Origin of the sequence: Amycolatopsis sp. NPDC098790 (assembly GCF_044759945.1) — a bacterium.
GTDB lineage: Bacteria > Actinomycetota > Actinomycetes > Mycobacteriales > Pseudonocardiaceae > Amycolatopsis.
The window spans coordinates 357,628-377,145 of sequence record NZ_JBIWAI010000003.1 but is presented as its reverse complement, the minus strand read 5'-3'; the positions used below and the strand labels follow the sequence as shown (position 1 = coordinate 377,145).

General features: G+C 70.1%; 18 protein-coding genes and 1 tRNA gene. 2 read left to right on the top strand and 17 right to left on the bottom strand.

All coding sequences use genetic code 11. The annotated features are described in order from the left end of the window. Positions 1-29: 29 nt before the first annotated feature. From ACIQWX_RS27255 to aceA, 7 genes are all read right to left on the bottom strand, one after another. The gene (locus tag ACIQWX_RS27255; RefSeq protein ID WP_400876824.1) at positions 30-1,238 is read right to left on the bottom strand and encodes a cytochrome P450; all 1,209 of its coding nucleotides are present in this window, start codon (positions 1,236-1,238) and stop codon (positions 30-32) included. After that, on the bottom strand, positions 1,235-2,431 hold the full coding sequence (locus ACIQWX_RS27250; protein WP_400876821.1) for a macrolide family glycosyltransferase: 1,197 nt from the start codon (positions 2,429-2,431) through the stop codon (positions 1,235-1,237). Before ACIQWX_RS27250 ends, ACIQWX_RS27255 begins: the two co-directional genes overlap by 4 nt. Positions 2,432-2,439: 8 nt before the next feature. Next, entirely contained in the window at positions 2,440-3,861 is a 1,422-nt protein-coding gene (locus ACIQWX_RS27245) for a cation:proton antiporter (protein WP_400876818.1), read from the bottom strand. Positions 3,862-3,952: 91 nt separating this feature from the next. Next, positions 3,953-5,302 carry an NAD(P)/FAD-dependent oxidoreductase gene (locus ACIQWX_RS27240; protein ID WP_400876815.1) on the bottom strand — a complete coding sequence of 450 codons (1,350 nt, stop codon included), beginning with the start codon at positions 5,300-5,302 and terminating at the stop codon, positions 3,953-3,955. A gap of 31 nt (positions 5,303-5,333) precedes the next feature. Beyond that, positions 5,334-5,606, bottom strand: coding sequence for an acyl carrier protein (locus ACIQWX_RS27235; RefSeq protein ID WP_400876812.1), 273 nt, complete (start codon positions 5,604-5,606; stop codon positions 5,334-5,336). 45 nt (positions 5,607-5,651) lie between these two features. Then, on the bottom strand, positions 5,652-6,272 hold the full coding sequence (locus ACIQWX_RS27230; RefSeq protein ID WP_400876809.1) for a hypothetical protein: 621 nt from the start codon (positions 6,270-6,272) through the stop codon (positions 5,652-5,654). 109 nt (positions 6,273-6,381) lie between these two features. Continuing rightward, on the bottom strand, positions 6,382-7,677 hold the full coding sequence (gene aceA / locus ACIQWX_RS27225; RefSeq protein ID WP_400876806.1) for an isocitrate lyase: 1,296 nt from the start codon (positions 7,675-7,677) through the stop codon (positions 6,382-6,384). Between the two features lie 190 nt (positions 7,678-7,867). Between aceA and ACIQWX_RS27220 the strand changes: the two genes are divergently transcribed. Next, positions 7,868-9,280, top strand: a complete 1,413-nt coding sequence (locus tag ACIQWX_RS27220) for a UbiD family decarboxylase (RefSeq protein WP_400876803.1) — start codon at positions 7,868-7,870, stop codon at positions 9,278-9,280. Positions 9,281-9,359: 79 nt separating this feature from the next. Here the strand turns inward: ACIQWX_RS27220 and ACIQWX_RS27215 are convergent, their stop codons facing one another. From ACIQWX_RS27215 to ACIQWX_RS27175, 9 genes are all read right to left on the bottom strand, one after another. Next, entirely contained in the window at positions 9,360-9,947 is a 588-nt protein-coding gene (locus ACIQWX_RS27215) for a UbiX family flavin prenyltransferase (RefSeq protein ID WP_400876800.1), read from the bottom strand. Then, complete coding sequence (locus ACIQWX_RS27210) at positions 9,940-11,094, bottom strand: Rieske 2Fe-2S domain-containing protein (RefSeq protein ID WP_400876797.1); 1,155 nt, start codon at positions 11,092-11,094, stop codon at positions 9,940-9,942. Before ACIQWX_RS27210 ends, ACIQWX_RS27215 begins: the two co-directional genes overlap by 8 nt. Continuing rightward, positions 11,091-12,455, bottom strand: coding sequence for a M20 family metallopeptidase (locus ACIQWX_RS27205; RefSeq protein ID WP_400876794.1), 1,365 nt, complete (start codon positions 12,453-12,455; stop codon positions 11,091-11,093). Before ACIQWX_RS27205 ends, ACIQWX_RS27210 begins: the two co-directional genes overlap by 4 nt. After that, positions 12,452-13,318 carry a VOC family protein gene (locus tag ACIQWX_RS27200; RefSeq protein WP_400876790.1) on the bottom strand — a complete coding sequence of 289 codons (867 nt, stop codon included), beginning with the start codon at positions 13,316-13,318 and terminating at the stop codon, positions 12,452-12,454. The genes ACIQWX_RS27205 and ACIQWX_RS27200 overlap by 4 nt, the downstream gene beginning before the upstream one ends. Before the next feature lie 20 nt (positions 13,319-13,338). Continuing rightward, positions 13,339-14,208 (bottom strand): alpha/beta fold hydrolase, encoded by an 870-nt coding sequence (locus ACIQWX_RS27195; RefSeq protein ID WP_400876787.1) that lies wholly within the window; start codon positions 14,206-14,208, stop codon positions 13,339-13,341. 48 nt (positions 14,209-14,256) lie between these two features. Continuing rightward, positions 14,257-14,335 (bottom strand) — tRNA-Trp (locus ACIQWX_RS27190). A 56-nt stretch (positions 14,336-14,391) separates the two neighbouring features. Then, a complete protein-coding gene (locus tag ACIQWX_RS27185; RefSeq protein WP_400876784.1) occupies positions 14,392-15,450 on the bottom strand; it encodes an NAD(P)/FAD-dependent oxidoreductase in 1,059 nt (352 codons plus the stop codon). Beyond that, entirely contained in the window at positions 15,450-16,520 is a 1,071-nt protein-coding gene (locus ACIQWX_RS27180; RefSeq protein ID WP_400876781.1) for a hypothetical protein, read from the bottom strand. Before ACIQWX_RS27180 ends, ACIQWX_RS27185 begins: the two co-directional genes overlap by 1 nt. 14 nt (positions 16,521-16,534) lie before the next feature. Next, the gene (locus tag ACIQWX_RS27175) at positions 16,535-17,500 is read right to left on the bottom strand and encodes a hypothetical protein (RefSeq protein ID WP_400876778.1); all 966 of its coding nucleotides are present in this window, start codon (positions 17,498-17,500) and stop codon (positions 16,535-16,537) included. A gap of 221 nt (positions 17,501-17,721) precedes the next feature. Here ACIQWX_RS27175 and ACIQWX_RS27170 point away from each other — a divergent pair, with 221 nt between their 5' ends. Further along, the gene (locus ACIQWX_RS27170) at positions 17,722-18,783 is read left to right on the top strand and encodes an LLM class flavin-dependent oxidoreductase (RefSeq protein ID WP_400876775.1); all 1,062 of its coding nucleotides are present in this window, start codon (positions 17,722-17,724) and stop codon (positions 18,781-18,783) included. Positions 18,784-18,849: 66 nt separating this feature from the next. Here ACIQWX_RS27170 and ACIQWX_RS27165 read toward each other — a convergent pair whose 3' ends face one another. Then, positions 18,850-19,512: a GPP34 family phosphoprotein gene (locus ACIQWX_RS27165; protein WP_400876772.1), complete on the bottom strand. Its 663-nt coding sequence runs from the start codon at positions 19,510-19,512 to the stop codon at positions 18,850-18,852. Between the last annotated feature and the right edge of the window lie 6 nt (positions 19,513-19,518).

The following is a 19,518-nucleotide window of genomic DNA, read 5'->3' as shown; positions in this document are numbered from 1 at the left end:
CGACGGACAGATGAGGTCTAGTGCGGTGCCTAAAGGACTCGGTGCGCCCAGGTGACGGGAAGAGCGTGAACCCCGTAGTGGAGCATGTCGTCGCGCAGCGGCACCTGATCCGCCGGGACGGACAGCCGGAGATCGGGGAACCGTTCGAACAGCGCTCGAAAGCCCACCTGCATGGTGAACCGGGCCAGGTGCTGGCCGATGCACTGGTGCACGCCGTGGCCGAACGCGACGTGGCCCTGGGTCACGCGGCCGACGTCGAGCCGGTCGGGGTCCGGGAAGCGCTCGGGGTCGCGGTTGGCCGCCGGCAGCGCGACGACCACCGTCTCGCCTTCGCGGATCACGTGCTCCCCCAGTTCGACGTCCGCCAGCGCCGCCCGGCTCGCGCCCAGGTGCGAGACCGTCAGGTAGCGCAGCAGTTCCTCGACGGCGTTGGGCCACAGCTCCGGCTCGGCCTGGACCCGCGCCAGCTGCGACCGGTGCTCGAACAGCGCGAAAGTGCCCAGCGCCAGCATGTTCGTCGTCGTGTCGAAGCCACCGCCGACGAGCGCCCACGCGAGGTTGACCAGCTCGGGCCGGTCGAGTTCGCCGGTGCTCGCCAGTTCGCCGAGCATGTCCTCGCCCGGGTCGTCGAAGGCCGCGTCGACGAGCCGCTCCAGGGTGCCGCCGACGACCGTGATCGCGGCGATCAGCTCCTCCAGGGAGTACCGCATGCGGGCCACGACGTTCAGGTGGTGCAGCAGTTCTTCGCGATCGGACTCGGGGACGCCGACCAGCTCGCACATGAGCCGGGTGGCCAGCGGCTCGGCGTACGCGGTGACCAGCTCGGCTTCCGTGCCGTGCGACGCCATCGCGTCGAGCAGCTCGCCGGCGATCCGCTCGGCGGCCGGGACCAGCTCGCGGGTGCGCCGCACGGTGAAGTACTTCGCGATCAGCTTGCGGTACCGCGCGTGGTCGGCGCCGTCCATCTTCGGGAACGCGCCGGGCGCGGCCGGCTCCGGCTCGTAGGTGTCCATCGGGAACGGCGGCGGCACGGCGAGCGCGACGAGATCGTTGCGGTGGCTGAACCGGGCGTCCGACAGCACCGCGCGGACGTCCGACAGCTTGGTCACCAGCCAGCCCGTGGCCGGCCCGGGACTGGCGTCGAACGCGAGCGGGCTGACCCCCGGCAGCGTCCGGTATTCGTCGGGCGGGTCGAACGGGCAGCTGCGCTTGACGGGCAGCGAAAACGGCTCGGTCACTTCCGGCTCCCTCCGGGCACGGGCGCGACCCGCGCCTCGATTTCGGCGGCGGCGCGGACCGCCCCGCCCGCGGCGTGCACCTCGCGCCGCATCAGGTCGACGCGCCGGCGCACGGCGTCGTCGCGGTCGACGGCGAGCACCGCGTCCCGGATTTCTGCGGCGGTCACCGTTTCCTTGTCGAGCGACACCCCCAGGCCGAGCCGCCGGATCTGCCGGGCGTTGATGTGCTGCTCCGGGTGGTGCGGCACGGCGATCACGGGGACGCCGAAGTACAGCGCCTCCATCAGGCTGCCCATCCCGCCCTGGCAGAGGAACACCGAGCAGTGCGGGAGGACGTCCGGGTGCGCCACCCAGCGATGAGCCTCCACATTGGACGGAAGTGGCCCGAGCGTGGCCGGATCGACCCGCTTCCCGAGGGTGAGCACCACTTGCCACGGCACATCCGCGAACGCCTCGGCGCAGGTCCGGAAGAACTCCGGGCGGTCGTTGACCGTCGTGCCCAACGTGATCAGCACGACCGGTCGTCCGTCGGCGGGCGGCGTCCACGCGCCGGCGGGCTCGCCGACCGAGGGGCCGACGAAGGCGAACCGTTCGTCGAACGTCGGCCCGGCCGGCTGGAACGCCCGCGGCAGGAACACCAGCGTGAATTCGTCGCCGCCGGTGAAGAACTCCTCCAGCGTCAGCGTCCCGAGACCGTGCTCGGCCAGGTACTCGCCGAGGCGCGTGACGAACCGGGCGATCGCCGGGTGCGCCGGGTCGACCGGCTCGCCGAAGGTCTGGTTCTCCTTGGTGAGCGAGAAGTGCTCGTTCGACGCGGCCGTGGCCGACAGCTGCACGGTCGGCAACCGCGCTTTCCGAGCCAGCAGCCGGCCGGGCGCCCACAGCGTCGTGTCGTAGACGAGCAAGTCCGGTGTGGACAGACGCTCCACGGCGGGCAGCACGGCCATGCTCTGTTCCAGCAGGTCCAGCGGCGCCCGCGCGGCCTCGTCGGCGTTCGTGATGTCCGGCTGGGCCGTGGACAGGTCGCAGCCGTAGTCCTCGGCACGGGCGCCGGTCGCGGCGACGCGGTCGGCGAACTCACCGGAGGTGAAGCAGGTGACCCGGTGACCGCGGCGGACGAGCTCGGCGACCACCGGCAGCGCCGGCGTCATGTGGCCGTAGGCCGGGTAGGGCAGGAAGGTGATGTCGCTCATGACCGCTCCTACGCGGCGGGAACGCGGCGGCGCTTGTAACGCTCGATCAGCGTGAGCGCGGGTGAGGTGGCCACCGTGGTCACCAGCGTCATGACCACGAGCATCGCGAACATCGTCGGGCTGATCACCTTGAGGTCGAGCCCGATGTTGAGCACCGCCAGCTCGGTCAGCCCCCGGCAGTTCATCAGCGCGCCCAGCGACCACGCGTCCCGCCTGCCGATCCCGGACAACCGCGCGGCGGCCAAGCTGCCGCCCCACTTGCCCAGCATCGCCACGACGACGATCAGCGCGCACCACAGCCACAGCGTCGGGTCCGTGCCGATGAGGTCGAACTTCGTGCGGAGTCCGGTGTAGACGAAGAACAGCGGCAGCAGCAGTGTCACGGTCAGCGCGTGCATCTGCTCGGTGGCCTGGCGGATCGGCAGCGACCCGCGCGGCGTCACGGCGCCGAAGAGGAAGGCGCCGAAGATCGGGTGGATGCCGATGGCGTTGGTGGCCAGCGCGGACAGCAGCAGCCCGGCCAGCAGCACGGACACCACCGCCGTCGTCGGCAGCGCCTTCTGGCCGTGCTCGGTCGGCGCGAACAGCCGGCGCAGCAACGGACGCACGACGAACAGCATCAGCGCGAAGAACGCGATCGTGAGCCCGATCGTCAAGCCCGTCGCGGCCAGGGAACCGGCACTGGCGATGGCGACGACGAGCGCGAGCAGGCACCACGCGGTGATGTCGTCGACCGCGGCGCAGCTCAGCGCCAGCGCGGCGATCGGCAGCTTCGTCATCCCGCGGTCGGTGATGATCCTGGCCAGCACGGGGAACGCCGTGATGCTCATCGAAATCGCGAGGAACAGCGAGAACGGCAGCCGGTCGACACCGTCGCCGAGCGTGGGGTGCAGCGCGAACGCGAGCAGCACCCCGGACAGGAACGGGATCGCGACGCTGACGTGGCTCACCAGCACCGCGGCCTTGCTGCGGCGGCGGACCAGCTCGACGTCGAGCTCGTAGCCGACCAGGAACATGAAGATGACCAGGCCGATCTGGGCGAGCGTGTTGATCGTCGGGGCCAGTGAGTCGGGGAAGATCCAGTGGTAGGCCGCCGGCCACACCCAGCCGAGGAACGACGGCCCGAGCAGGATGCCGGCGAAGATCTCGCCGATCACCGTCGGCTGCGCCAGCCGCCGCGCGGCCGCCGAAAGCAGCCGGCAGGCCAGGAAGATCACCGGCAGGGCGAACAGCAGCTTGGCCACCGGGTCGGGCCCGCCGCCGGAGTGCCCGGTCGCCGTCGCGCCGCCGTCCGGGCTGGAGCGCAGCAGGAAGAACGCGACCACGACCGGGACGACCACCATGGCCAGGTAGGAGACCCAGGTCCGGCGCCGGCCCGGCGGGGCCGCCGGCTCGGCGGTGCCGGTGGTGCGCTCGTCGAGCGATGACATGACTGGCCTCTCCGATCACGCTGCCGGACAAAGCGGTCGTGAGTGAGAAACAGTGTTCTAACCCTGTTTCTCACTCACGACCGGGACGTGCCTAGAACAGGGCCAACGCGGAAGAAGAGGCCTTGAGGCTGCCGAGGTGCCCGTGCCACAGGTGCGTGGGGTCGGCCTCGACGGCGGCGACGTACTCCTTCATCGCGGTCAGCGCCGCCGGCTCCTCGGCGTCGTAGACGTCGCCCTGGAGCATCTGGATGACGTCCTTGCGGTAGCGGTCGTCGTCGATGAACGCGGTGAACAGCACGTTCAGCCGGTAGTACATCGAGATGAAGTCGTACCAGATGTTGACGCCCTTGCGGAGCGTGTTCACGTAGTTGTCGAACCGCTCGCGGCGGAAGTCGCCGGCCTGGTGCGCGGCGATGACGTCCTTGGCCGCCAGGCGCGCGCTGTTCATCGCGACGCTCACGCCGCTGGAGAAGATCGGGTCGACGAACCGGGCGGCGTCGCCGATGAGCACCAGCGAGTCGCCGGCGATCTGCTTCATGCCGTAGCTGTAGTCGCCCTCGGTCTTGAACTTCCGCACGCGCTGCGCCTGCTTCAGCGCGTCCAGCATCTCCGGCCGGGTGCCGACGGAGTTCCAGAAGAAGCCCTCGAGGTCGTCCTTGTGCTCCTTGAACTTCTCCTTCTGGGTCACGACGCCGATCGAGGTGATGGTCTCGGTGATCGGGATCTGCCAGACCCAGGTGTTCTCCTGCGGCAGGAAGTGCACGTGGATGTAGTCGGCGTCCTCGGGACGGCGCGCCAGCGACGCGCGGTCCAGGCCCTCGAACCACGTGTGCACGGCGTACTGGTTGAAGACCTTGTCCGGCACCTTGACCTTGAGCTGCTGACCCAGCAGGGTCTGCCGGCCGGACGCGTCGAGCACGCAGCGGACCGCGACTTCCAGGGGCTGGTCGCCGATCTTGGCCTGCAGCACCGGCCGGTCGCGGTCGGTGAAGTCGACGCGGTTGACCCGGACGCCCTGGTAGACCTTGGCACCGAGCTCTTCGGCGTGCTTGAGCAGCAGCGAGTCGAACTGGCCGCGGTCGACGTGCCAGGCGTAGACGCGGTCGACGCCGTCCTGGTCGCGCTCCTCGTAGGCGATCTCCGCCACGCCGAGGCCGTGCGAGCCGGCGTCGAAGTCCAGGGTGCTGGTCGGGCGGGTGTCGGAAGAGGTCCACGCGGCCCCGTACTTGCGGGGGAACCCGGCGGCTTCGACCTTGCCGATGACGCCGATGTCGTGCATCACCGGGATGACCGCGGGGACGAGGGACTCGCCGACGTGCTCGCGGGGGAACGTCTCCCCCTCGAAGACGGCCACCTTGAGGCCGGCCTTGGCCAGGTAGGAAGCCGCCGTGGAGCCGGCCGGGCCGCCGCCGATGATGCCGACGTCGTAGTCGTAGGACACGGGTTCTCCGTTTCTGGGTCGGGAAAGGGGGTCAGGCGACCGGGGCGCGCAGCGACGTCACCAGGTCGGCGATGCTTTCGATGTCCTTGAAGTGGCGGGCCACCATCTCCGTCGGCGGGACGCGCACGGAGAACTCCTCACGGATGTAGGCGACCAGCCGGGTCGTTTCGATCGAGTTCAGCAGGCCCCAGTCCAGCAACGGCGTGGTCGTGGTCAGCTCGCCCACGTCCTTCCCGTCCAGCAGGTGCTTCTCGACGAACTCAACGAGCTTCCGCGTGATCTCCACGCGCTCGTCGTCTGCCATGGTTCATTCCTCCAGTGACGGCACAGGTCCAGGTTCGCGGGCGGATCAGTCGGTGCCCGCGTCGTGCGTGGCTTTGTTGCGCGAGCCGCGACGCGGGCGCTCGAGCCGCTCGGTCTCGGCGTTGATGTGCTTGCGCGGGGCGAAGGCGACGTAGCGGCCGCCGGACATCTTGGCCTTGAAGTTCTTCATCCAGCCGTGGTGCCCGAAGTTGCCGAACTTGTCGAAGCCGACCAGCGAAATGCCGCTGCGGTCGTAGTGCCCGCCGACGAGCAGGCACCACTGCCGGTAGTCCGGGTATTCGTTGGTCAGGTGGCGGTAGGTGAGCACGAAGGCGAGGTAACGGCGGAAGTCCATGCCGTCCAGGCCTTCTTCGTCGTAGACCCGGGAAATGGCCTGGGTGCTCTGGCCGAGCATCTCCGGGATCGGCGAGGCCGAGCAGACGAGCCAGTGCGACTCGTCGGTCATCGGGCTCTTGATCATGTTCTGCTCGACTTCCCAGCGGAAGTTCGTGTTGAGCTTCCCGGTCTCGATCATCTGCGCCTCGGAGATCTCCTGCGGCACGTAGATGAGCATTTCGTTGGTGGTCTCGAGCTCGTCGATCTCGGCCTGCGTGAACGGGCAGGGCTTCACGGCGATTTCAGTGGTCCCATAGACTCCGTAAACCATGTCTTCGAGGTTCTCGGGCATGCGCATGAGCGACCGTCCTGAATTCCATTTATCGCGTGGCTGGATGTGGCGTCGATTGGTTCTATCACGCAGCTGACTGGGGAAATGCTCAGTAGAACTGGGACTTCTCCGTCGAATCCATCAGCGCGACCGTGTTGCTCGACGGGTTCACGACCGTGCTCACCAGGTCGAAGTACCCGGTGCCCACCTCACGCTGGTGCCGCGTCGCCGTGTAGCCGGCCGCCTCGGCCGCGAATTCGCGCTCCTGCAGCTCGACGTAGGCCGTCATGCCTTCTTCGGCGTAGTCGCGGGCCAGCGCGAACATCGAATGGTTCAGCGCGTGGAAGCCGGCGAGGGTGATGAACTGGAACTTGTAGCCCATGTGCCCCAGCTCGCGCTGGAACTTCGCGATCGTCGCGTCGTCGAGGTGCTGCTTCCAGTTGAACGAGGGCGAGCAGTTGTACGCCAGGAGCTGGTCGGGGTACTCCGCCTTGATCGCCTCGGCGAACCGGCGCGCGACCTCCAGGTCCGGTTTGGACGTTTCCATCCACAGTAGATCCGCGTACGGCGCGTAAGCCAGGCCACGGGCGACGCACGGCTCGATGCCGCCGCGGACGCGGTGGTAGCCCTCGGGCGTGCGCTCGCCGGTCAGGAACGGCCGGTCGCGCTCGTCGACGTCGCTGGTGATGAGGTTCGCGGCCTGGGCGTCGGTGCGGGCGATGACGAGGCTCGGCACATCGCAGACGTCGGCGGCCAGCCGCGCGGCCTGCAGCGTGCGGACGTGCTGGCTGGTCGGGATGAGCACCTTGCCGCCGAGGTGGCCGCACTTCTTCTCCGCGGCCAGCTGGTCTTCCCAGTGCACGCCCGCGGCGCCGCCGGCGATCATGCCCTTCATCAGCTCGAACGCGTTGAGCACGCCCCCGAAACCGGCCTCGGCGTCCGCGACGATCGGCGCCAGCCAGTGCGGCGCGTCCTTTTCGTCCTCGGCCCAGCTGATCTGGTCGGCGCGCAGCAGCGCGTTGTTGATCCGGCGCACGACCTGCGGGACCGAGTTGGCCGGGTAAAGGCTCTGGTCCGGGTAGGTGTGGCCGGACAGGTTCGCGTCCGCGGCCACCTGCCAGCCGGAGAGGTAGATGGCCTTGAGGCCGGCGCGCACCTGCTGCACGGCCTGGTTGCCGGTCAGCGCGCCCAGCGCGTGGACGTAGTCCTCGCTCTGCAGGAGGCTCCACAGCCGCTGCGCACCCAGCCGGGCGAGCGTGTGCTCTTCGGTCACGCTGCCGCGCAGCCGCAGGACGTCCTCGGCGGAGTAGTCGCGGCGGACTCCGCGCCACCGGGGGTCCTCGGCCCAGGACCGGGCCAGGTCGGCCGCCGCGGCTTCGCGGGGCGGCGCTGCGGTTACGGTCATGTCGTTCTCCTGACGTACGACGACGCGCGGCTTCGGGGACGAACCCATTTAGCACCTCCGAACCCCCGCCGAGCGCCACCCCGGAGCGAGGACGAAGCATTCCCCTAGTTCTTGCCGTGCGCGTCCGTTCGCCGCCGTGACCGGGGCGGATACTCGGTTCGCGAGCCACCTTGCGAACGGAAGGCGTTTGATGGCAAAGGATCTGCGGACATTCCTGGCCGAACTGGACCCGGACCAGGTCAAGGTCGTGCGCAAGCACGTCGACCCCGAGTTCGAGGTCACCGCCGTCGTCGACCGCATGGAGGACGACCCCGCCTACCCCGGGTTCCCGGCCGTGCTGTTCGAGAACGTGGGCGGCTCCGACATCCCGTTGCTCATCAACCTGCACGGCACCTACGAGCGGCTCGCGCGCAGCATCGGCGCGGACGTCCACTCGATGGTGCCCGAGTACGCCCGGCGCGAGGGCTCGGGAATCAAGCCGGTCACCGTGGACACCGCGCCGGTGCAGGAGGTCGTGCTCACCGGCGACGTCATCGACGTCGGCCTGCTGCCGCTGCTCAAGCACCAGGAACTGGACGCGGGCAAGTACATCACCTCGGCGGTGACCATCTGCCGCGACCCCGACAGCGGCAAGATCAACGCTGGCATCTTCCGCCACCAGGCGCAGGGCCGCGACCAGGTGGGCATCCAGGTGAACCCGGCCCACCACACCGCTTACGTGCTGCGAAAACTGCGTGAACAGAAGAAGCCGATGGAGGTGGCGCTCGTCATCGGCCACCACCCGGCGCTGCTGATGGGCGCGGTGTCCAAACTGGAGGGGATCGGCGGCGAGCTCGACGTCGTCGGCGGCCTGCTCGGCGAAGCCCTGGAAATGGTGCCGTGCAAGACGGTCGACCTCGAGGTGCCGGCCCGCGCGGAGATCGTCATCGAGGGCGTGATCGACACCGACCCCGACGCGACGGCCGTCGAGGGCCCGTTCGGCGAGTACCCGCGGTTCTACACCCGCACCGGCCCGCAGCCGTACGTCAAGATCACCGCGATCACCATGCGCCGCAAGCCGATCTTCGTCGACGTCTTCAACGCCCACACCGAGCACAGCATGCTCGGCGGGCTCCCGCGGATGGGCAGCATCCACCGCCGTGTCAAGGAAGCCGTGCCGACGGTGACCGGCGTGCACCTGCCGCTGTCCGGGATGGCGCGGTCGCACCTGTACCTGTCGATGAGCAAGCGCGTCGAGGGTGAGCCGAAGCTGGCGGCCTGCGCGGCGTTGGCGGTAGATCCGTTGCTGAAGCACGTGTTCGTGGTGGACGACGACGTCGACGTGTTCAACGAAGTCGAGACGCTTTGGTGCCTGGCGACGCGCTTCCAAGCCGACCGCGACCTGACGATCCTGCCCGGTTTTCTCGGCGGCCAGCTCAACCCGGTGACCTACGGGCACAACCGGGAGGAGAAGGGCCCGATGGAGACGAAGCTGATCTTCGACTGCACCAAGCCCGTGCCGCCAACCGTGTTCCCGCCGTCGTGCCGGGTGCCGCCGGAGGTCGTCGAGCGGGTGGACCACCGGGCCCTGCTGGAGGACGTACCGGCGTCCTATCTGGACTGAAGGTCGCCCGCGCCGCCATCGACGCCGGTGCGGGCGATCTTCCACCAAACGAAAGGCCCCTTCCGCGGAAGGGGCCTTTTCACTGGGCGGCGGGGCCGTGCCAGCGTTCGACCAGCTCGTCCGGCGGCTTGATGCCCAGCAGGTCGCACAGCCGGCCGACCTGGTGGTCGACCAGGTCTCCCAGGGACTTCGGGCGCCCGTAGAACGCCGGCATCAGCGGGGCCAGGATCCCGCCCATCTCGGTCACCTGCGTCATCGCCCGCAGGTGTCCCAGGTGCAACGGCGTCTCGCGCAACGCGACGACGAGCTTCCGCCGCTCCTTCAACGTCACATCGGCCGCGCGCACCAGCAGGCTGTCGTTCTGCGACCAGGCGATGGCCCCGAGCGACCGCACCGAGCACGGCAGCACGATCATCGCGTCGATCGGGAACGACCCGCTCGAGATCGGCGCGGCGATGTCGCCGGGCCGGTACGTGAAATCGGCGAGGGAAGCAACCGACGCAGGCGTCCAGTCCGTCTCGAAGGCGATCGTCTGACGCGCCGCCGGCGTCACGACCAGGTGCGTCTCGACCTCCGGCATGCCCTTCAGGATTTCCAGCAGCCGGATGCCGTAGATCGCGCCGCTGGAGCCGGACATCCCGACCACCAGCCGGAACGGCTCAGTCATGCTTCGCCCGCCTCCGCTCCGCCTGCCGTTCCTTGACTTCGTCGACCGGGCTGCGCCGGGCCTCCTCCTCGACCATCCGCCGCCACTCGGTCAGCGAGACGTCGGGGCGGTACAGCCGCTCCGGCGGGGCGTCGGTGACCTCCACCATCAGCCGGTCCTCGTCGTTGAACATGCCGTGGAACACCCAGCGCGCCCACGTCCAGTAATAGAGCCGAAAACGACGGTTGCGCCACTTCCCTTTGTTCATCACGGCGAGCTGGACGTACGTGTGGTCCTCCGCGGTCGCGGCGACCCACCACTCGAAGTGCGCCCACTCCTCGTACTTGACCCGCAGGGTGCCGGGCAGCCGCAGCGACACCTTCGTCTTGTTGCCCTCGCGGCGGCGGTACCACTTCTTCTTCGGGAAGTCGCCGAGACCCGGGAAGGACGCGCTGTAGTGCATCTTGTCCTTGCGGCGGGTGATCCACGGCCCGTCGCGGATGACCTTCATCTCGCTCCACACCGGCATCTTCACGCGCTTGGTCCACAACGCGTTGCGGTGCAGCCATTTCGCGTGGCCGTCGTCGAAGCCGTTCTCCGCGCCGAAGCGCCAATTGCCCTCGCGCACGGTGATCCGGCCGACGACGACGGCGTCCGGGTCGAGCAGCTCCTCCGGGACGTCCTCCTCGAACGGCCGGGCCGGGCCGTCGCCCAGCCACAGCCAGACCAGGCCGCGCGCCTCCTCGACCGGGTACGTCCGGACGGTGACCTTGCCGCAGATCGGCGACTCCGGGCCGTCGGTGATCGCCGCGACCAGCACGCCGGTCTCCAGGTCGAACGTCCAGCCGTGGTAGCAGCAGCTCCACGTGCCGGGGAACTCCTGCGACGACATCTCGTGGCTCAGCGGGACCCCGCGGTGCGGGCAGCGGTCGTGCAGCGCGCGGACCGCGCCGCCGTCGCGGATCAGCATGATCTTCTCGCCGAGCACCCGCACCGCGCGCGGCTTGCGGCCGATCTTGCGCGACCACGCCACCGGGTACCAGTACTCGCGGAAGCCGAGCGCCGCCTTTTCGTAGCGTGGCCAGGTCGACCAGTCGCGGCGGCCGGGGCCGCCGACGGTCGCCTGCCGCCGCGCGGGGGGTGCCTCGTCGCCGACGGTGTCCGTCATCGGTCTTCTCCTCGACTGCTCGCAGGGAGTTCACGCAGTTCGGCCCGCTGCCGGGTGGTCACGTCCACCACGACGCCGATGAGCAGGTCGACCAGCCGGCGCATGGCGGGCAGGTCGGCGACACCCATGGAAAACCCCGGGAACGGGCTGGGCACGGCGGCGGGCGGCAGGCCGATCCGCGCGGTCGGGATGCCGTGCCGGCGCAGCACCCCCCCGTCGGACAGGCCGCTGCCCGGCTTGCCCGGCACGTGCGGCCGGCCTTCGACGTCTTCCCACGCCCGGATCAGCCGGGTGACGACCGGGTTGTCGGCGGCGGTGGCCGAGCCCGCCTGGCCCGCCACCAGCTCGACCTCGACGCCGACGTCGGGTTCGGCCGCGCGCAGCTCGGCGACGACCGCCTCGAACTGCCCGGCGACGTCGTTCACCGTGGTGCGCGGGTTGACCCGCAGGTCGACCCAGAACTCGCAGGTCGCCGGGTTGAACGCGGGCTTGGTGCCGTCGCCGGCCCGGATCGCGGTGACCGCGCCCTGCGGCGCCACCTGGCCCGAGGAGTTGCGCGCGGTGTACTCGGCGAACCAGCTCTCCAGCCGGCCGATCATCCGGGCGGCGGCGGTGATCGCGTTGGTGTAGTGCCCCTTGTGCCTGCTGCCGGTGTAGCCGACCGAGCCGCGCACGACGACGCGGAAGATCGCGAACCCGACCTCCTCGTGCACCACCGAGTAGCCCGGCTTGAGGACGATGGCGAGGTCGGCGGAGCACTGGCCGTGGTCCATGAGGAACTGGGTGCCGACGTTCATGCCCGAGTTGCGCCGCGAGGAGCGTTCGCTGCCGAGCACCGGCATGCTGCCGCCGACCAGGGCGACCACCAGCTGCCCGTCCAGCGGCACGCCGCAGCGGTGCACCGCGAGCGCGGCGGCCAGCGCGCAGCTGGCGAACGCCTTCGGGTTCTCCGCGCCGAGCCCGACGACCTTGTCGCCGAACCGCTGCGCGGGCAGCGTGAAGTCGTCGCGGGGCCGTTCGCCGAGCCACGGCGCGTCCTCCCGGCCCGGCGCGAACGCCGTGTCGAGCGGCGCGAGCAGGAGCAGCTGCGCGCCCGCGCGGCCGGTGCCGACGCGGGTGACGAGGTTGGCCTGGCGTTCGTCGATGGCCTGCAGCCTGCTGTCGAGCCCGGCCGAGGACATCACGTCGCGGAAGTACTCGGCCAGCTCCCGTTCGCAGCCGGTCGGGCTCGGGATGTCGGTGGCCGCCTGGCACAGCAGGGCCAGCTCGTCCTCGTCGACCTCGGCGCGGGCGGCCTTGACCCACTCCCGCTGCCACCCGGACAGCTTCGTGATGTCCGGGTCGATGGCGTCCGGGGTCATGACGTCTTGATCTCGGTGCCGGTCACGTGGTGGTGGCCCCACAGGCTGGTCGGCCCGGCCAGCTGCCGCGTCGACCACGCCTCGGTGTCCACGTCGAGGCCGTCCCAGCCGTACTCGATCTCCCAGCCCGACGGCGTCTCCAGGTAGAACGAGACGGCGCGGTCGTTGCTGTGCCTGCCCAGCGTGCGCGTGACGATCCGGCGGTCGTACGCGACGTCGATGGTCGAGCCGACGTCGTCGAGCGTCGTGGTCTCCAGCATGATGTGGCGCAGGCCGGGCTCGTCGGTGTCGACCAGCGCGATCGAGTGGTGACGCGGGTTGCAGTGCAGGAACGCGATGAAGCCCTTGAACGTGTCGCTGACGCCGAAGCCGAGCGTGTCCACCAGGAACGCGAGCGTCTCGGCGTAGTTCGTGACGCCGACGACGGCGTGCCCCATCCCGTGCTCGCCGGTCCGGTAGCCGGTCAACGCGCGCGTCAGCCGCAGCGGCCGGAAGTCGGCTTCCTGTCCGTAAAACAGCTCGTGTCGCAGGCCGGACGGGTCTTCGAGCCACACCATGCCCGCGACGCGCCGGTCGGCGCACTCCCCCGCGGTCGCGCGGGTCACCGCGACGCCGGCCTCGGCCAGTTCGCGTTCCAGGGCGGCCAGGTCAGCGGCGCTCGCCACCTCCCAGCCCAGCCAGGAAAGGCCTTCCGCGTCGCCGTGGCGGACGTCGAAGCGGTAGGTCCGCTCGTCCATGCGCAGCAGCAGGCGCCCGTCGTCGACCCACTGGCCGGGCAGGCCGAGGACGTCCGCGGCGAACGTCTCCCAGGCCGGCAGGTCCCTTGTGGACAGTCCGGCGTAAGCGAGACTGCGGATGCGCATGGGGTCCGTCCTCCTGCTGGTCACGCCGTGCCGCCCAGGAACCCGAGCACCACGCGGTCGTGTTCGTCCGGCTGCTCCCACTGCGGCCAGTGCGCGGCGTCGGCGACGCAGTGGAAGGCCGCGCCCGGGATGAGTTTCGCGATCCGGCGGCCCACGTCGGGCCCGCTGCCGGGGTTGTGGTCCGACCACAGCACGAGCGTCGGCACGCTCACCGTCGCCAGCCGCTCTTCGGAGATTCGCCGGTTGGGCCCGGAACCGAACCCGAAGGAGTTCTCGAACACCGTGCGCAGCGCGGCGTTCGTGGCCGGCTCGGCGTAGATCCGCCGGCGGACCTCGACCAGTTCGTCGGTCACGCGGTCCGGCGTGGCCATCAGCCACTCCAGCCGGGTGCGGATGGTCTCCGGGGCCGGGTTTTCGATCGCGGCGAGCGAGCGGGCGCGCAGGGCTTCGCGCCCTTCGGCGGGCCGCTCGTTGACCGAGCCCGGGTCCCACTTGATGCCGGCCGTGGTGTTGAGCACCAGCTTCCCGACGCGGTCGGGGTGCTCCAGGGCGAGGGTCAGCGCGACCCAGCCGCCGAGCGACTCGCCTTCGAGGTGCGCGCGTTCGATGCCCTGGGAGTCGAGCAGGTCGAGGACCTGGTCGACGTACGTGCCGACGGCGTCGTGGGTGAACTCCGGTTTGGCGGAGAAGCCGTGCCAGAGCAGGTCGATCGCCATCGCGCGGTAGTGCTCGCCGAGCCGGGTCACGTTGCGCGCGTACGCCTCGGCGTGGCCGCCGACGCCGTGCAGCAGCACCAGCGGTTCGCCGTCACCGGCTTCGACGACGCGGGTCCGGTACTTCTCGCCGAGTAGGTGGGTCTGGCTGCCCAGCAGCTCGGTCCAGATGGTCACCTCGGTACTCCCAACGGGTCGGCGGGCCCGGCCGGGACCGGTGTTTCGTGGCAGGGGCGGCAGGACTCGAACCTGCAACCGTCGGTGTTGGAAACCGCTGCTCTGGCCAGTTGAGAGCTACACCCCTTCGCGACCGGTTCCCCGGTGCGAGATCAGTATGCGAGAGATTTTTTGGGGAACTTTCTAGCTTGCTCCGAACCGGTCCGGCGTGAAGACGTCGACCAGCGGGTCGGGCTCGCCGTCGACGATCCGGGCCGCGAGGGCCTTGCCGAACAGCGGCGCCAGCGTGACACCCGCGCTCGCGACGGCCTCGAAGTACCCGGGCACGGCGGACAGCGGCCCGACGCTCGGCAGCTCGTCACGCGCACACCGCGCGTCGACCACTTCGGCCGTGCGGACGGTCGCCGTGCCCAGCAGCGGCACCACCTTCGCCGCCCGGTCCAGCAGGTCCTTGACGAACTCCGGGTCGGGCGGGCCCGAACGCGGCGGCAGCCCGCGGTCGACGCGGTCCGAGCGCAGGACCACGCGCCCGGGCCCGTCCGGCCGGACGCTGACCTCGGGGGCACGCAGGATGTACGGCAGCGGGTCGCCGTCGACCAGCAGGTGCGCGATCAGGCTGCGCCGCGGCGGGCCGAGGAACGGGCGGGCGCCGGCCAGCGCGCCGATCTCGTCCGCGGCCGAGCCGGTGGCGTTGACCACGACGTCGGCCTCGATCCGGCGGCCGTCGGCGAGCCCGACGCCGTTCGCCACCGACGTCACCTCGGCGTTCAGCTCCAGCGTGGCGCCGTGGGAAACCGCCTGGTCCAGGAGGTGGCGGGTGAAGGCGACCGCGTCGATCCACCCCTCGGACGGCAGGAAGGCGACCGGTCCGGACGCGGGGAAGACCACCGACGGGTCGTCCTTCGCGTGCCGCTCGACCGGGCACCCCCATTCGGCGAGCTGGGCGAGGTAGCCGGTGAACGACTCGTCGTCGGTCCACGCCACCGTCCCGGTGCGGTGCCACCAGGGCGCGGCGTCCCCGGCCAGCGCCGTGTGCTCGGCGATGCCGGCCTGGTTCAGCTCGAAGTAGGACTTCGGGAAGCGCCGGTACGCCGTCGCCGTGGCGAAGCCGACTTCCGTGGTGCCCGCGGCCGGCCGGTCCGCGCGGTCGACGCAGTGGACGTGCGCGCCACGCTTCGCCAGGTGGTAGGTCACCGCGGCGCCGATGACGCCGGCGCCGATGACGACCACCTTCGGCGCCATCAGTAGAGCCCTTCCGGCGCGGCCTGGCTGACCTGCAGCGGGCGCACGTTGTGGACGCCGTCGATCGGCCATTCGCCCTTGGTGTCGTAGCGGGTGGCCTCGTCGCGCTCCAGGAGATTGGGCAGGAAAAGGTCTTCGTGCAACACGGTCAGCTTCAACTGTCCTTTGTCGACGTTCTTGCGGAAGTCGCCGGGGTCCACAACGGACATCGTCACCTGCGGGTAGGTCGGCGCGTACGGCAGGATCGCGCCGCCGTCCTCCGGGTGCAAGCTCACCGCATTGCCGAAGGTGTTGCCGTAGCCCGACCGCACGAGCCCGCCGTCGAGCGCCTTGACGAAGTCCTGGTACATCTGCGGGCTCATGTGCGTGCCGCCGAGACGGACCCCGTCGAGTGCGGCCACCAGCTCGGGCTGGCGCGCGATGAGCTTCTGCAGCAGCGCGGGCGTGGTGTTGAGGTAGTGGACGTGCTGCGAGCGCAGGATGTCGACGATCTGGCCCAGGACGTGGTCGGTGTACTCCCCCAGCTCCTTCATCTTGCCGGCGCGGATGAGCTGCTTGATCCACCGCGGGTCCATGTCGATGCCGTAGACGAGCCCGGCCAGCTGCTCGGACAGCTCGATCGCGCCGTTGCCGATCTGGTGCGGCCCGCTCGGCGTCGCCTGCAGCCAGGTCCGGCCCGCTCGGTAGCCGTCGAAGAGGTACGACCAGCGCCGCCATTCGACGCGGTGGGTCATCATGTCCTCGGTGTAGAACACGCGCACCGGGTCGCCGGTGGTGCCGCCGGACTCCCAGACGCGGCCGATCAGCGGGCGGGGCACGATGCGCGGGACCAGGTCGCCGGGGTCCATGCCGCGCAGGTCGCCGGGCGGGAACGGGCCGAACTCGGCGAGCTGGTCGTACCGCGTGATGTCCATCGGGTCGAAGGACAGCTCGGTGGCGCGCTTGAGCCAGTACGGGCTGCCGAGCTCCGGGTTGAAGTGCCGCCGCACCACGTGCCGCGTCCACGCGTCGAGGTCGAGGGACAACCAGTGGTCGGTCAGGCTGGCACGTTCGTGCGTGCGGGTGCTCACGGTCTCTCCTTGCTTCACGCGCCGGGGGCGACGAGGTCGACGGCGTGGTCGTAGATGGCGGTCATGGCTTCGGTGACGTGGTGCGGCTCGGTGATCCGCACGACGGGGAACGGGAAGTCGAGGACGCCGGCGGGCAGCGTCGGGCCGAGCACGAACGCGAGCCGGACGCCTCGGGCCTTCATCCCGGCGCAGACGTGCGGGAGGCTCATCGTCGTGGTCTTGTTGCGCTGGAACAGGTCCCGAACCTCGCCGGCGGTCGTCAGCGCGCGGTCTTCGAGGAACGAGCACACCGGGATCCGCGGGTCGGTCACGGTCATCGCGGCCACCGTCGGCGCCATGAAGTCGGTCGCGTACTGCCGCAACGGCGAGTGCACGGCGAACGGCTGGCCGTCGATGACGCTGACCACGCCGGGCGGGCTCTGCGCGACGAGCTTCTCGAGGGCGTCGGTCGTGCCGCTGAGCATGAGCAGCCGCGCGGTGCCGTCGGCGAGCACGCCGAAGTCGCCGCCGAGGTACACGCCCGGACGGCGGTCGCCGTAGTAATACGTGGCGTCCTCGGTGACCGGGAGGAAGGCGATGGCCGCGCCCTGGGCCGGCGGCGCCGGGTCCGGCAGCGGCGTCTTCGCCTCGCGCACCAGCAGGTCGAACAGGGTCCGGCGGTCCACCGCGCCCGCCACGGAACTCGCGATCAGGCCGCCGAGGCTGATGCCGCCGGCGACGGCCGGGTGGACGTCGGACTCGGCGAGGACGTCGTGGATGCCGAACGCCAGCGCGGCCAGCCGCATCCCGGCGAGGCTGAAGCGGTCGTGGTCGCCGCGGGGTTCGAACTCGCCGCGCAGCAGCACGCGGGGTTCGATGCCGGTCCAGTCGCGGACCTCTTCGTACGTCCGGCGCATCGCCGGGTAGGCCTCGTAGAGCTGTGCGCCGTGCTCCGGGTCGGGATCGGAGATGTTCGCACCGAAGAGATACCCCAGAGTCACCGATTTCCCCTTACGCACGATCCGACGCGGCTGCCGCGACGCTACTGACCGGGTCGTCGCGCGACGCCGGGCTAGCACCGGGGCTCTAGGCAAAACCTCAGCTCCGGGCGCGGGAGTTCTTAAGGGTTACCCCAGGGTTGGCTTGCTAGGGCGGGTATCGCGGGTGAGGCGGGTGGCTCGACGCTGGCGGCTCGTCAGCCATCCGTCGGAGGGATCAGAACGTGGAGTATGGCGTCTCGCTGTTGCCGGACTGCGATCCGCGGACGACGTCCGCCTCGCAGTACTTCCAGGACGTGCTGGAGGTCAGCGTCCTCGCCGACCGGCTCGGCCTCGACTACGTCAAGATGACCGAACACTACCTGCGTTCCTACGGCGGGTATTCCCCGAGCCCGCTGGCGTTCCTGTCGGCCGTGGCCGCGCGCACGCAGTCGATCCGCCTGATGACGGGCGGCATCCAGGCGTCGTTCCACCACCCGATCCAGATCGCCGCGCACGCGGCCCAGGTCGACGTGATGAGCGGCGGCCGCCTGGACGTCGGGTTCGCGCGGGCGTTCCTGCCGTACGAGTTCGAGGCGTTCGGCGTCGACATGGACACCAGCCGAGAGCGCTTCCTGGCGACCATCGAGGCGGTCGTCCGGCTGTGGTCCGAAAAGGACGTCACCGAGGACACGCCGTTCTTCTCCTACGAGAACGCGAATTCGCTCCCCGCCCCGGTGCAGCAGCCGGGCCCGCCGGTGTGGGTGGCCGCGCTGGCGACCCCGGCGAGCTTCGACTGGACCGGCCGCAAGGGGTTCAACCTGCTGATCAGCTCGACCCAGCTGAACGAGATGGCCCGCAAGCGCGAGTACGTCGAGCTGTACCGCAACGCTTTCCTGGAGCACCACGGCGATTCCGGCCGCAAGCCGAAGTTCGCGGTGAGCATCCCGCTGCTGATCGCCGACAGCGACGAAGAGGCCCGCGACTTGGCGGTGCCGTACATGGTGAAGTCGTTCAACGCGTTCAAGGAGGCGATCCTGTCCTGGCACAACGTGGAATCGCCGGCGTACGAGGGTTACACGGCGATGGCGCGTCAGATGGCGAGCTTCGACCTGGAGACCGACGGGCTCGAGGCCAAGGCGGTCGTCGGCTCGCCCGACACGGTGCGCGGGCGGATCGAGGAGGTCCGGGACGTGCTCGGGCCGGACGTCATCCTGTGGAACCTGGACTTCGGCGGCCAGTCCGCGGAGACGATGAGCCGCACGCTGAACCTGTTCGCGGACAAGGTGATGCCCGCGTTCGCGTGACTCCCCCGGGAGACGCTGGAAGGCCCGGTGACCGAGTCACCGGGCCTTCCGTCGTGCGGTGCGGGGTCAGCCGCTGAAGCCGAGGCCGCCCTGCGCCGCGATCATCGTCAAGCGGATGCCGCGCAGCGCCTTCTCCAGGCCCGGCGCCACCTCGCCCACGCGGTCGGTCAGCTCCTCGATGCGGTCCTTGTACTCGCCCTTGCTCTCCTTGCGCGTCACCACGCTCGGCACCGTGCCCGCCGCCGCGAGCGCCACCAGCGCCGCATCGTCGGCGCCGATCTGGGCCGCCGGGGTCGAGCCGTGCAGGACCTCGACCGCGTGCTCCTGCAGGGCCGTCGCCACCGCCGGGTCCGTCACCGTCACGTGGGTCTTCGGAACCAGGCCGAGGACCTTCTTCTCCTCGACGGCGAGCAGCTTCTGCTCCGCCAGCTGCTCCTCGATCTGCTCGAGGGTTTCCTTGTAGTCGTGCCGGATCCACGACTTCCAGCTGCGCTTCTCGTTGCCGATCTGGGCGAGCAGCCGGTCGAGCACCGGGTCGCCGGTCGGGTCGGACTTCACCAGCACGGCGTCGCCGTCGTCGTCGGCGATGTTGCCGCGCAGCGCCAGCTCCGTGAGCACGCCGGCGCGGGTCAGGAACGCCGTGCGGGTCCGGTCGTAGAGGTCTTCCTTCTCGACGTCGTAGGCGAGCAGGTAGGCGCGGTAGTGAACGGAGGTCGGCGTGTCGGTCATGTCGGT

Bases quoted from the DNA above. Each gene is read 5' to 3' on its own strand.
- ACIQWX_RS27220 (WP_400876803.1), top strand. From the start codon at position 7,868: ATGGCAAAGGATCTGCGGACATTCCTGGCCGAACTGGACCCGGACCAG.
- ACIQWX_RS27210 (WP_400876797.1), bottom strand. From the start codon at position 11,094: ATGACGGACACCGTCGGCGACGAGGCACCCCCCGCGCGGCGGCAGGCG.
- ACIQWX_RS27165 (WP_400876772.1), bottom strand. From the start codon at position 19,512: ATGACCGACACGCCGACCTCCGTTCACTACCGCGCCTACCTGCTCGCC.
- ACIQWX_RS27200 (WP_400876790.1), bottom strand. From the start codon at position 13,318: ATGCGCATCCGCAGTCTCGCTTACGCCGGACTGTCCACAAGGGACCTG.
- aceA (WP_400876806.1), bottom strand. From the start codon at position 7,677: ATGACCGTAACCGCAGCGCCGCCCCGCGAAGCCGCGGCGGCCGACCTG.
- ACIQWX_RS27230 (WP_400876809.1), bottom strand. From the start codon at position 6,272: ATGGTTTACGGAGTCTATGGGACCACTGAAATCGCCGTGAAGCCCTGC.
- ACIQWX_RS27250 (WP_400876821.1), bottom strand. From the start codon at position 2,431: ATGAGCGACATCACCTTCCTGCCCTACCCGGCCTACGGCCACATGACG.
- ACIQWX_RS27235 (WP_400876812.1), bottom strand. From the start codon at position 5,606: ATGGCAGACGACGAGCGCGTGGAGATCACGCGGAAGCTCGTTGAGTTC.
- ACIQWX_RS27245 (WP_400876818.1), bottom strand. From the start codon at position 3,861: ATGTCATCGCTCGACGAGCGCACCACCGGCACCGCCGAGCCGGCGGCC.
- ACIQWX_RS27205 (WP_400876794.1), bottom strand. From the start codon at position 12,455: ATGACCCCGGACGCCATCGACCCGGACATCACGAAGCTGTCCGGGTGG.
- ACIQWX_RS27215 (WP_400876800.1), bottom strand. From the start codon at position 9,947: ATGACTGAGCCGTTCCGGCTGGTGGTCGGGATGTCCGGCTCCAGCGGC.
- ACIQWX_RS27185 (WP_400876784.1), bottom strand. From the start codon at position 15,450: ATGGCGCCGAAGGTGGTCGTCATCGGCGCCGGCGTCATCGGCGCCGCG.